This window comes from Actinokineospora baliensis, assembly GCF_016907695.1.
GTDB lineage: Bacteria > Actinomycetota > Actinomycetes > Mycobacteriales > Pseudonocardiaceae > Actinokineospora > Actinokineospora baliensis.
This window is the reverse complement of the sequence record NZ_JAFBCK010000001.1, coordinates 2746604-2759454: the sequence shown is the minus strand read 5'-3', so window position 1 is coordinate 2759454 and position 12851 is coordinate 2746604. Positions and strand designations below refer to the sequence as shown.

General features: G+C 72.2%; 7 protein-coding genes. 4 read left to right on the top strand and 3 right to left on the bottom strand.

Translation table 11 applies throughout. From position 1 onward, the window contains the following. The first annotated feature begins 34 nt into the window (after window positions 1-34). Together JOD54_RS13210 and JOD54_RS13205 are read left to right on the top strand one after the other, a co-directional pair. Window positions 35-484 carry a hypothetical protein gene (locus tag JOD54_RS13210; protein ID WP_204450816.1) on the top strand — a complete coding sequence of 150 codons (450 nt, stop codon included), beginning with the start codon at window positions 35-37 and terminating at the stop codon, window positions 482-484. Window positions 485-547: 63 nt separating this feature from the next. After that, a complete protein-coding gene (locus JOD54_RS13205; protein ID WP_204450815.1) occupies window positions 548-1702 on the top strand; it encodes a lactate 2-monooxygenase in 1155 nt (384 codons plus the stop codon). A 23-nt stretch (window positions 1703-1725) separates the two neighbouring features. Here the strand turns inward: JOD54_RS13205 and JOD54_RS35535 are convergent, their stop codons facing one another. Both JOD54_RS35535 and JOD54_RS13195 read right to left on the bottom strand, forming a co-directional pair. Further along, window positions 1726-3012 carry a GGDEF domain-containing protein gene (locus JOD54_RS35535; protein ID WP_204450814.1) on the bottom strand — a complete coding sequence of 429 codons (1287 nt, stop codon included), beginning with the start codon at window positions 3010-3012 and terminating at the stop codon, window positions 1726-1728. Between the two features lie 1193 nt (window positions 3013-4205). Continuing rightward, complete coding sequence (locus JOD54_RS13195) at window positions 4206-5084, bottom strand: SDR family NAD(P)-dependent oxidoreductase (protein ID WP_204450813.1); 879 nt, start codon at window positions 5082-5084, stop codon at window positions 4206-4208. Between the two features lie 427 nt (window positions 5085-5511). Between JOD54_RS13195 and JOD54_RS13190 the strand changes: the two genes are divergently transcribed. Next, a complete protein-coding gene (locus tag JOD54_RS13190; protein WP_204450812.1) occupies window positions 5512-6744 on the top strand; it encodes an MFS transporter in 1233 nt (410 codons plus the stop codon). Here JOD54_RS13190 and JOD54_RS13185 read toward each other — a convergent pair. Next, window positions 6741-10229, bottom strand: a complete 3489-nt coding sequence (locus JOD54_RS13185; RefSeq protein ID WP_204450811.1) for a BTAD domain-containing putative transcriptional regulator — start codon at window positions 10227-10229, stop codon at window positions 6741-6743. The genes JOD54_RS13190 and JOD54_RS13185 overlap by 4 nt on opposite strands. A 428-nt stretch (window positions 10230-10657) precedes the next feature. On the opposite strand from JOD54_RS13185, the gene JOD54_RS13180 reads away from it, so the two are divergent. Further along, a complete protein-coding gene (locus JOD54_RS13180; protein ID WP_204450810.1) occupies window positions 10658-12817 on the top strand; it encodes a phospholipase A2 in 2160 nt (719 codons plus the stop codon). Window positions 12818-12851: the final 34 nt, after the last annotated feature.

Below are 12851 nucleotides of genomic sequence, written 5' to 3'. Positions count from 1 at the left end.
CAGCGGATTTCCCCGGCGTCACTAGGGGAATGTCGTGCGTGGTTTAGCCGCTCTGCTCATGGTCTACGGTTTCGGTTCGGCGTTGCTCAGCTTCACCGACATCCAGTTCCGCATCGTCTCCTGGGCCGACTCGTACCAGCCGGGCGCGGGCCTGGGCATCGGTGCGCTCGGCCTGCTGTTGCTGCTGCTGGCGACCCTGTTCAGCAGGGACAAGTCCGACGAGCAGCAGCCCCAGGTCCTCCCGCCGCCGCCAGGCCACTCCTACGCCCCGCAGCAGCAGGGCTTCCAGCAGCAGCCGGGTTACCCCGCGCAGCAGCAGGTCCAGGGTGGCTACCCGGCCCAGCCCGGCTTCCCCGCCCAGCAGCAGCCCGGCTACCAGGCCCAGCCCGGTTACCCCGCCCAGCCGGGTTTCCCGCCCGCGCAGCCCGGCTTCCCGCCGCCCGCGCAGGGTCAGCCGCCGCAGGGTTTCGGGCCGCCGCGCTAGCGCCTGGCCGAGCGCGGTGCCAGACTCACCGCGCTCGGACGACCCCGGACGGTGAGGGTGGCGATGGCAGGGCACGCGCAGTACCAGAACGAGATCTACCTCCAGGGCCTCGCCGACCAGGTGCCGCCGTTCACCACCGACGCGACCAGGGTCGAAGCCCTTGCCGAGGCCGAGATGGCCCCTGGCCCGTTTGGCTACGTGGCGGGCGGCGCGGGGTCCGGGGACACCGTGCGGGCCAACCGGGAGGCGTTCTCCCGGTGGCGGATCGTGCCCCGGATGCTGACCGACGCCACCACCCGCGACCTGTCCACCACGGTCCTGGGCACCGCGGTGCCCGCGCCGGTGCTGCTGGCCCCGGTCGGCGTCCAGTCGATCGTGCACCCCGAGGGTGAGCTGGCGACCGCCCGCGCGGCGGCCGCGCTGGACGTGCCGATCGTGCTCTCGACGGCGTCGTCGTACCCGCTGGAAGAGGTCGCCGCCGCGGGCGGCCCGCGCTGGTTCCAGCTCTACTGGCCCAACGACCCCGAGGTCTGCGCCAGCCTCCTGCGCCGCGCGAAGGCCGCCGGGTACACCGCGCTCGTGGTCACCCTCGACACGTGGACCCTGGCTTGGCGGCCCCGCGACCTCGACCAGGCGTACCTGCCGTTCCTGCGCGCCTCGGGCGTCGCCAACGCCTTCACCGACCCGGTGTTCCTCGCGGGGCTCGAGAAGTCCCCCGAGGAAGACCAGCCCATGGCGATCCTGCGCTGGGTGTCGCTGTTCACCGGCACCGACAAGCGGTGGGACCAACTGCCGTTCCTGCGCGAGCACTGGGACGGCCCCATCGCGCTCAAGGGCATCCAGCACGTCGACGACGCCCGCCGAGCCGCGGACGCGGGGATGGACGCGGTCATCGTGTCCAACCACGGCGGCAGGCAGGTCGACGGTGCGTTGGCCGCGCTGGACGCGCTGCCCGAGATCGCCCAAGCCGTCGGCGACCGCCTGGAGGTGCTCTTCGACTCGGGCATCCGCACCGGCGCCGATGTCCTCAAGGCACTGGCCCTCGGCGCCAAGGCCGTCCTCTTGGGCCGCCCGTACGTCTACGGCCTGGCGCTGGCGGGGGAAGCGGGTGTCCGGCACGCGGTGCGCGGTCTGCTCGCCGACCTCGACCTCACCCTGGGCTTGTCCGGGTACCGCACCCCGGCCGAGCTGACCCCGAGCGCACTGCGCCGGATCTGAGCCGGGTCTGACCACTGGGTGGACTAGGCGGGCAGCTCGGATGTGAGATCGGCCACTCGGACCTGGTTGCGGCCGCCGTGCTTGGCCTCGTAGACGGCGGCGTCGGCGTGCCGCAGCAGCGTGTCGAGGTCCTGGCCGGTCGCCGCGGTGACCCCGATCGAGGTGGTGCGGCCGCTGATGACGACCGGCTGACCGCGCTTGTCGGTCGCGGCCACCTGCATGGCGGCCACGCCGCGGCGGATGCGCTCGGCGACCTGGGCGGCGCCCTCGAGGTCGGTGTCGGGCAGCAGGAGCACGAACTCCTCACCGCCGAAGCGGCCGACGACATCGCCTTGGCGGGTGGTTTCCCGCAGGACCCGACCGACCGCGCGCAGCACCGCGTCGCCAGCCGGGTGGCCCCAGGTGTCGTTGACGAGCTTGAAGTGGTCCAGGTCGAGCACCGCGACGGCCAGGGTGGTGCGCAGCCGCCGTGACCTGGCCAGCTCGCGGCCCGCCTGCTCGTGCCAGCCCCGGCTGTTGAGCAGCTGGGTCTTGTGGTCGGTGCGGGCGTCGCCGCGGAGGTTCTCGATCTGCAGGGCGCCCCAGTCCAGCGCGCACAGCAGCGGGACGACGAACAGCGGCGCCAGCCAGGCGTGCGCGATGGCGAGCGCGGCCAGGGCACCCAGGCAGACGGTCAGCGCGGCCATGGCGTTGTCGCGGCGGGTGCCGACGACGACCGTCCACGTCGGTTGCGGTGTGGACAGCGCGATGACCCCGCCGATGGCGATGGCGTTGATCACGAAGTAGGTGAGCCCGGCGAGGGCAAGCACCAGGGCTTCCCTGGCGCCGAACGCGCTGGTCACGTCCACACCGGCCAGCCGGACCACGGCGAAGGAGCCCAGCGCGGCCACCAGGATGCCCGCGGTGCCGAAGGTGTAGCGGTAGAGGGGCCGACGGGCGACCGGGTACAGCTGGACGCGCAGCAGCAGCATCGACAGCACGGCCATCCAGGCGGGCAGCAGCACCATCGCGGGCAGGATCCACACGACGCTGGTGTCCATGTGCGGGCCGGTGCCGCTGTCGCGGCGGGTCTCCTCGGTGCGCCGGGTCAGCCACAGGTGGACCGCGCCCGCGCCGACGAGGACCGCGAACGAGCGCCAGTTCCCCGTGGTCGGTGCCACGTCGGTGACGCAGGCGAACACGACCGCGATGACGGCGAGGAGTTCGAAGATGATCACATAGCGCAGGGCGGGCCCGGGCAGCGTCCACAGTCCCCACGACCGCGTCCACCGCCGAGACGAAGGGTGTTCAGTGCGCAGCGAGTCGGTCACACTGAGCCGTGAACGGATCCGGAGCTTGCCCGGTCGCCGCGTCCACGCGCGGCGGGAGCGGGCCCGCCCGGCCGCACGGGGCCAACCCCCGCGCGGAGCCGACTCAGGCGCGCCTGCACCGGCGGCGCCACGGTTGCGATCAGCCGCCGCGGCGTCACCTTCCGACCTGTCGAGCGTTTCGTCCAGCGTGGATCCCCTTGGAGGTGTGTCCGATGCGGTCGCGTGATTGGTGAGCCCAGCGTCCCCGGGTGGGACGGACCCGCTGTCCAACCTATCGGCAGGGACACCCGCCGAGTCCAGCCCGACCGAGTCCACTTCGACCAGAGGAGCCGTGGCAGATGCGTTCCCGCGACTGGTGACCCAGGCACTCGATGCGTCCACAGCATCCCCCATCGACCCGACAACCACCCCCGAAGGAGCCTCCCGTGCGTTCTCGCGACTGGTGACCGCCGATCCGTTCTCCACTACCCCGCCAGCCCCCGAAGGAGCCGCAGATGTCCCGCGACTGGTGAACCCGAGCGCTTCGTGACCGTCCACATCGACCACCGAGTGATCAACAGAAGGAGTACGGGATGCGTTCTCGCGACTGGTGAGCCCAGCGGCACCAAGACCGTCCACAACGGAAGAAGAAGGAGCCCCGGATGTCCCGCGACTGGTGACCCCGAGTTCGTCCCCCGAATGCCCAGCGAGCCCAAGACCCGCAGGAGAACCCGATGCGCAGCCGTGACTGGTAGACCCGCCAGAACCCCCGACTCCCCCAGCGTCCCCACCGGAATACTCCGCGGCGGACAGCGGTGGCACGCCGGAGTGCGGCGCGTCCCGCGCGTCGCCGCGATCGGTGAACCCCAACGCCCGCCCTCCTCTCCACCGTCCACTGAGACGTCCGCGCGCCCGGGGGGTTGTCCGTCCACCCGGGCCACTGGCTCCCGGCGCGGTCGAGGACCGCTCGTCCGTAACATCGCCCACCGGTCACGCGGTGTGTCACGCCAGCCGTGCCGAGCCCGCGTGACCGTCCCGCGCGTCACTGTCCCCACGGTACGTCCTGCGCCGACAGTAGCGACCCCGCTACGCCAAGCAGCGCCCGAATGGAGCACGACACTACTCGGACGTGTCGACTACCCGACTACGGCATTCGCCACATCAGCGGGGCCGCCGATCGAGGGAAGCGGCCCATCGCCCACCCGGGGCGACGACTACGCGCTGCGCACGGGCTTGAGCCACTTGCGCAGCCGCGGCGGCAACCGCCGCTCCAGCCCGTAGGGCTCGAGGTGGCCGCCGAGGACCTCGGTGAACGCGGTGGCCACGCTGTCGAGGGTCCAGGCGTCCCGGTGCAGGATCGGCGCCTTGAAGGCCGGTTGGCCGACGATGTGCAGCTCCGGACCGGTGCAACGCACGATCTGTCCGGTTATTCCGGCCGACCGCTCGTCGAGCAGGAAGTGCACCAGCGGCGCGATGAGGCCAGGGGCGCGTTCGGGCGGAGTGTGCCGCGATGCCCGTTCCGAGGTCCACACCATCCTCGTGTACGCCTTCGGGCAGACTGCGTTCACCCGGATGCCGCAGTCCTCCAGGTCCAGCGCCCAGGAGCAGGTGAGCGAGGACACAGCGCCCTTGCTGGCCGCGTAGCTGGCGATGGTGCGCTGGCCGAGCGCGGCGCCGGAGGAGATGTTGACGATCGCCCCGCCGCCCGCGGCCCGCATCCGGCGGATGGCGGCGAGTCCGGTGTAGATCACCCCGAGCACGTTCACCTCGACCACCGCGCGGGCCCGCGCCGGGTCGTCCTCCCACGGCAGCGCCTCGTAGGTGAGGCCCGCGTTGTTGACCAGGCCGTCGACCGCGCCGAACTCCGCGGCGCACAGGGCGACGATCGCCTCGGCCTGCTCGGGGTCGGCGACGCTGTGCGCGCTGGCCACCGCCGCCCCGCCGTCGCGGCGGATCCGCTCGGCGACCCGCGTGGCCGCCGCCCCGTCCACGTCGTTGACCACCACCGCCGCGCCCGCCCTGGCCAGGTGCGCCGCGAACGCCTCACCCAGCCCCCGTCCGGCCCCGGTCACCACGACAGCCTTGCCGTCCATGCCGCTCTCCCCGCACCCCTGTAGCCGGCCCCGATCCCGCGGCGAACCCGCCGCGGTGGCGGTGCAGCTCCCCGCCACCGGCTCAGGCCAGTGTTGGGCACCGGGAGCCCCCGCCGCCCGCCCCCGCGGCGAGTGGCGACGGGGCTGCGCCGAGCGCGGTGGGCCATTCAGCCCGACGGGTAGCCGCGCACCGATCGCACCGGTTGCGCCGGACGGGCGCATCAGCGGGTTTTCCGGGCACGGGATGCTTCACCTGCACCGATCCGGCGCCGATACTGCCGGTACTCTGTGCGACGCCGCGATGACCGAGCGGCGGCAGCTGCACCGGGTTCACCGCCCCCAGACCCCGGGGCGCGGAGGATGGAGTACAGCCAGCGGGCCACGAACCCGCCGGACGGGAGCACACGTGGGCCGAGCAGCGCCGGGCATGCGGACGGTTCTGGCGAACCGGGAGTTCCGCGCGCTTTGGATCTCCGAGGCGGTGTCCGTCGCCGGTGACCAGCTCACCCGCGTGGCGCTGGCCATCCTGGTCTACCAACGCACCGGGTCCGCCTTCTACGCGGCGGGCATCTACGCGCTGACCTTCCTGCCCGCCCTCGCCGGTGGGCTCGGGCTCTCGCAGCTGGCCGACCGGTACCGCCGCCGCACCCTGATGGTGGTGTGCTCGGTCATCCAGGCCGTGGTGGTCGCGACGATGGCGATCCCCGGCGTGCCGCTGTGGGTGCTGTTCGTGCTGGTCATCATCGTGCCGATGGTGCAGTCGCCCGCGCTCGCGGCGCAGAACGCGACGACCCGCGAGGTCTTCGCCGACGACGACGCCCAGTACCTGCGCAGCCAGGACCTGCGGGGCATCTCCACCAACACGATGATGCTGCTCGGTCTCGGCGGCGGTGGCGTGCTGATCGGCGCCATCGGTGTCACCTGGACCCTGCTGATCGACGCGGGGACGTTCACCATCGCCGCGATCTTGGTGCAGCGCGACGTGCGCAACCGCCCGCCCGCGGGGTCGAAGGACGACGGGTGGTTCGACGGGGCGAAGTGGGTGTTCGGCGACCGCAGGCTGCGGGTGCTGTTGTCGCTGTCGTGGCTCGTAGGTCTCGCGGTGATCCCAGAGGGCCTCGCGGCGCCCTTGGCGCAAGAGGCGGGGGCACCGCCTGAGTCGGTTGGCTGGTTATTAGCCGCCGATCCACTCGGCTTCATCGTGGGGACGTTCCTCATCTCGCACTTCGTGCCGGACCGGCACCGGATCAAGCTGATCGGCGCGCTGGCGACCGCGTCGGTGGGGGTGCTGATCCTGTTCGCCTTGAAGCCGAGCCTCATCGCCGCGCTGGTGTTGTTGGCGTTGGCGGGCGCGGTGGGCGCGTACCAGATCACGGTCATGGCGGTGTTCAACTCGATCGTGCCCAACGAGATCCGCGGTGGCGCGTTCGGCGCTGCCAGGACGGGGTTGCGGGTCTCGCAGGGCCTGGGGGTCGCCGCGGGCGGTCTGGTGGCGGAGCTGATCGGGTCGGCGATGAACACGGTGGCGCTCGCGGGCGCGCTGGGGGTCGCGCTGGCGATCCCGTTGGCGGTCGCCTGGTCGCGGCTGCACGAGGCTCCCGCGCCCGCCAAACCGAGCACCCCGGACAACGACACTCCAGGGCGCCAAGAAGCCGCCTAGTCGGCGCTGAAGGCCGCCAGCAGTGCGCGGACGTGGGCTCCCTCGGGGACGCCTAGGCGCTCAAACACCGGCAACGCCTCCCGCCAGTCCGCGACCGCGCCGAGGCGGTCGCCGTTCAACTGCCGGACGAGGGCCCTGACGTGGCGGGCTCGGGCCTCGGCGAGCTTCTGACCGGTCCGGTCGGCGATCTGCAGCCCCCGCTCGATGTGGTGCACGGCCTGACCGGCGTCGCCGCTGTCGAGGTAGGCGTGGGCGAGCTCGGTGAGGGCGCGGGCCTCGAGCAGGCGCATGCCGGTGTCGCGCATCAGGGCCAGCGCGCCGGTGCCGTGCTCGATGGCCGACCTCGGGTCGCCGGTGCGGCGGAACAGGGCGCACAGTCCGGTCAGCACGGAGGCCTCGCCGAAGCCGAAGCGGATCTCCCTCGCGAGGCTCAGCGCCCGGGTGTAGTGGGTGGCCGCCGATGACCACTCCCCCGTGCGCTGCTGGATGGTCGCCAGGATGTCCAAGCCGCTGACCTCGTGCCTGCGCTCGCCGAGCTGCCTGCCCGCGTCCATGGCCTTGCGGACCTGCGCGGCGGAGGTGGCGTAGTCGCCCGCGTCGCAGCCTGTCTCCGCGAGGCAGATGAGCATGCTGACTTCGCCGTGCCGGTAGCCGTACCGGCGGCAGATCGCCATTCCCTCGCGGTAGCGCTGAGCGGCCCGCGGTAGGTCGCCCATCGCCCATAGAGCCAAGCCCAGGCCTTGGCACGCGGCGGCCTGCACGTGCCGGTTACCGATGCGGGTGCTGAGCCCCAGCGCTTCGGTGTGCCGCTCTATGGCCTCTTGCGGTCGCCCCAGCGATAGAGCTGTCCCGCCGAGGTAGTTCAAGGCACCTGCTTCACCGAAGCGGTTGCCGATGACCCTGTTCAAGTCCAGTGCCTGCTCGTAGAAGGCAGACGCCTGCGCGGGCTGCCCCAGCTGGGAGTGCGCACGGCCGAGGTTGTGCAGGGCCGCGGCTTCGACGATCCGGTTGCCGGTGGACTGGCTCAACTCCAGCGCCCACCGGTGGCTCTCGATCGCTGCCACGTAGTCACTGAGGTTCGTGTGGATCAGACCAAGCAGGTCGTGGACAGACGCCTCGGCGTCGAGGTTCTTAGCGCCTCTTGCGGCTGCGAGCGCCGCTTGTCCTACTGCGAGCCCGTCAGCGCCGTGACCGCGGTTCCAGAAGTACGGCCTTAGTGCCTCGGCGAACCGCCAGGCGTACCTGTGCAGGCCGAGGCCGGAGGCCGCTGTGGACGCTGCGACGAGATTCCCGCGCTCGGCATCGAGCCACGCTATGGCCTTCTCTTCCGACCCCTGCTCGGGCATCGAGCCGACCCGCCACAGGACAGCGCTGTTGGCCTCGATCTCGCGCAGGTAGTGGTCGAACAGCGCGATCACCGCAGTTGCCCTGTCGGCGTCCGAGTCCTCGGTGTCAGCCCGGCCGGAGGCGTACTCGCGAAGGAGGTCGTGGAAGGTGTACCGGCCCCTGGCGTGTTCGCGGATCAGGTTGCCGTGGTCGAGCACGCGCAAGAGCCGAGTGGCGTCGTTGAGCGCGAGCCCACTCAGCTCGGCAGCGGCCTCAGCGTCGACATCCGCGCCGGGCACCACGCCGAGCAGGCGGAACAACCTGCGCGCAGCGGGAACCAGCTTCTCGTAGGACAGGTCGAAGGCCGCGCGGACCGCGCCGGACTCGTCACCCGCGACCGTAAGCCCGGTCATCCGGCCTCGTTCGCGCAGCTCGCGGGTGTAGTCGGCGATGCTGATCAAAGGTCGGATCGCCAGGTTCGCACCCGCGATGCGCAGCGCCAACGGGAGGTGCCCGCAGATGGCCGCCATCTCGGCGGCGGCATCCGGTTCGCGGCGCATCCGGCCGACACCCACGAGCCTGCCGAGCAGATCGACGGCCTCGGCCGGGTCGAGCACGTCCAACGGCACCTGGTGGGCGCCGTCCTGCGCGGTGAGCCCGGTCAGCCTGTCGCGGCTGGTCACCAGCACCAGGCATCCCGAGGACCCCGGCAGCAGCGGACGAACCTGCTCCGCGGTGGCGGCGTTGTCCAGCAGCACCAGGACCCGCTTGCCGGTGAGCAACGTCCGGTACAGCCCAGCGGCCTCATCGGGGTCGATGGGCACCCGCTCAGGAGCCACCCCGAGTGCGTGCAGGAACCGGACCAGGACCTCCTGCGTGGTCAACGGGGTACCAGAGGCGTAGCCGTGCAGGTTGACGCTCAGCTGACCGTCCGGGAACCGATCCCGCGCTCGATGGGCCCACCGCAGCGCCAACGCCGTCTTGCCCACGCCAGCGGTGCCCGAGAGCGCGACGATCGCCACGCCAGGGCTGCCTTCGACGTGGTCGAGCAGGTCGTCGAGGTCGGCAAGCGGCTGGGACCGGCCGACGAACCCGGGGGTCTCGGCGGGCAGTTGCGCGGGAGGGCGCTGGGCGGCTGGCTCGGGCAGGGTCGGCGGCGGTGGCCGGTCGCGCAGCACCCGCAGGTGCGCGTCCTGGATCTCCAGCCCCGGCTCCACACCAAGCTCGTCGTCCAAGCGGGTGCGGATGTCGGCGAACACGCGCAACGCCTCCGCCTGCTCACCAGTACCGGCGAGCCCCAACATGAGTCGGGCGTGCAGGCCCTCGTGCAGCGGCTCTTCATGTGCCAACGACCGGATGCCCGCGACCACCCTGGCGTGCCTGCCCAGTGCCAAGGCGACATCGGCGTGGGTCAGCGCGACCTCCCTGCGGCGAGCCGCGAGCGCCACGGCCGCCGGGTGCTTGCGCAGCCGGGCAGGCAGATCGGCCAAGGCCGGGCCGCGCCAACAGGCCAGCGCCTCGTCGAGCAGGTCCGCCGCCTCGTCCGGGTCGCTGCCGCGCACCAGCCGGGCCCGGCGCACGAGGTCCTCGAAGCGCAGGATGTCGAGCTGCTCGGGGCGCACGGTGATCCGGTAGCCCGCCGGGGTCGCGGTGATCACGCCGCTGTTGCGCTTCCCGGCCGCGACCAGGGCGCGGCGCAGGCGGGACACGTAGGTGTGGATCAGCCCGAGGCAGCTCTCCGGCGGGTCGTCGCCCCACAGGACGTCGACGATCTCCTCGCGGCTGACCGGCCGGTTCGGGTGCAGCGCGAGCAGGGCAAGCAGGCAACGCTGCTTGAGCGCGCCGACGGTGATCTCCCGCTCCCCCTGCGACACGGTGAACGAACCCAGGACGCCGAGCGACAACTGCACCTGCCGCGCGGGCCGGGACTGCCGTGCCCGGGCGCTGACACCGTCGGTCAGGGCCTCCGGCGTGACACCGAGCGCGTCGGCGAGCCTGCGCAACGAGTCCGCGCGCGGCATACCCACCTCGCCGCGCTCGATGTAGCGCAGGGCCCGCACGCTCACGCCAGAGCGCTCGGCGAGCTGCTGCTGGGTGAGCCCCACCCGGGTCCGGTGGGAGCGGAGCACCTCACCGAACGCGCCGGGCGGCTCGACCATTCTGCCCCCTTCGCCTACCGCCGCTGTCTACTGTGCTGTAGCGAGCTGCTGAGCAACCCGGCCGGAGCCGCTGTACCACCGCACCGGCCAAGTGCACCGGTGGCGATCCTGGCAGGTCTGTCGCCGGAGTTGCCGCCGAGTGGGCAAAGACTTGCCGGTTGCCCATCGTAGTGCATCAGCTACCGCCATTGGCGCTGGTCGACGGGCCTGTTGCCGGTCAGGGCGGCAACAGTGCGCGGTACAGGCAGGATGCCAGGGCAGGCCGTAGCGTGTGGAGTCGGGGGACCGGGGGTCCGCGGGGGGACCAACGTGGCGCGGCGTCCTGGGGGTGCGCCGTGCCACGGCCCCGGTTCACCTCCCCTAGCGCATTTCCGCCCTCCCGGCCCGCGGTCCGGCGGTAGCCTCCCCCAGGTGGGAGACCAGCGCTCGTGACCGCGACCGTCGAGGCACCGCCGGAGGCGGATCCGCCGCTTCGCAGGCTGCGCGGCCGGGTCGGCTGGCTCGTCCTCGTCGTCCTCGTCGCCGCCGGGTACGGGGTGATCGCCTCCCGGTCGCCGAGTGAGCCGACCACCCCGCCGACCGGCGACATCGCCAAAGCCGCGGCGGCCATCGACGCCTTGCTCGACCCGGAGTCCGGTCGCGACCCGATCGCGTTGCTGCCCGCCGACTTCACCCGCGTGACCGGGGTCGTCCCCGGGCGGTTGACCGCCCCCGACGGAACCCGGCGCGCGGTGCACGTGGACGGCGGCTGCTCCGCACCGTGGGGTGAGGACAACTCGCGTTGGGACTTCTCCGCGGGCTGCAAGGCGCACGACCTCGGCTACGACCTACTCCGCTACGCCTCGGCCAAGGGCACGCCATTGGGCCAACAGCCGAGGCGGGCGCTCGACGACCGCCTAGCGCACGACATGCACGCCCAGTGCGAGATCAACCCGCGCGGATCGGCGGGCACCTGCCAACTGGTGGCTTCGCTGTACGCGGCAGGGCTCGTCGCCAACTCGTGGCACCAGCGGTGGGGGCCGCCGCGCGCGGAACCGATCGGCACCTGGGTCGTGGCCCTACTCGTGGTCGTGCTGCTGCTGGCAGTGCGGGTCCCGGCGTTCGCCCGACGCCGAACCGGGGTACCGCGCGGTGTGGTTCCGGTGGGTGAGCGGGCGCGGGACCGGGCCGGGTACCTGGGGTTGCTGCGGGTGGTGAGCCTGGCAGGCGTTGTGCTGGCAGAGTCGGTACTGGCGTTCGCACCGCTGCTGGGCCTGCGGCCGGGCGTGCTGTGGCCGATGACCTGGGTACTGCAACTGGTGCCGCTGTTCTTCTTCGCCGGCGGCGACTCGAACCTGCTGGCGTGGCGGGCCGCGCTCGCCGAGGGGTCCGGCTACGGCGGCTACCTGGCGGCCCGGGTGTGCTGGCTGATCCGACCGGTGCTGGCGTTCGTCACCGCGTGGCTGATCGTCCCGCTGTCGCTGGACCTGCTCAACGCCTCAGATGCCTCTGTTGACGCCTTCACCCGGCTCATCGCCCAGCCGCTGTGGCTCCTTGGGCTGTACCTGCTGGTGGTCGGGGCGACACCGGCGATGTACTGGCTACACCGCAAGGCACCTATAGGCACACCGGTCACGCAGGCGTTGGTGGTCGTCGCGTTGGGCTTGTTCGGCACTGGCACGGTTGCGGCGTACGCGGGCGGGATCGTGCTGGCTGCCTTGTTCGGGCAGCTCGTCATGCACTACGCCGACGGGTCCTTCGACCACCTACCGCGTCGAGCCCTGCCCGCGGTGGCCGCGGGTGCACTGCTGTGCCTAGTGGTGTTGACGACCATCGGCGGGCACACAAAGGGATTGATCGCCGAACCGGCGGGCACAGCCAGTTTCGTGCCGTCCGCCTTGGGGGTGCTGCTGATCGGCCTGGTCCAGGTGTGCGTGGTGGTGGCACCCGGCCGGGCACGGGTCCGGACGATCGCGCACGGCGCCGTGGCCAGGGCCGTTCACCAGGTGCGCCACGCGCCGATGACGATCTACTTGGTGTACCTGTGCGCGATGTTGCTGCTGGCCGGGATCATCGGCGCGGCCTCCACGACCGAGTGGCCCGGCGCCGTCCTCGACTGGGTGGCGCGACCGCGCACCCTGATGGCCCTCGTGCTGCTCGCCGTGCCCGCTGTGCTGGCGTTCCTGCTGTTCGAGCGGCGCGGCCGGGGCGGCCCCGGCGTCATACGACCGGGTGATCGGCCGGTGAGCCGCTGGGACCCGGTCGCCGCGGCGCTGGGCACCGGGTACGGGGCGCTGGGCATCGTCGGGTTCGCGGTGAGCGGCCTCACCGGCACCCACCACGGCCCGGTGCTGCTCGGGCTGCCGGTCGACCCGATGGCCAGCGTGATCCACCTGCTCCTGGGCTGGTACCTGCTGCACGCGGTGCGCATCGGCACCGCGGGCACGCTGTGGCCGTGGCTGGTGACCGCGGTGGCCTGCCTGCCACCGCTCGGTTCGGCCACCGGCCCCGCGGTCGGGCTCTACGGGGCCACGATGGCCATCGCCGTGTTCGTGGCGGGCACCCGGCTCGTCACCTGGTCCACCCGCAGGTCACGCGCGCGGGCGTGACCCGATCGGGGCGCACCGGGCGCGGTGCGAAGCG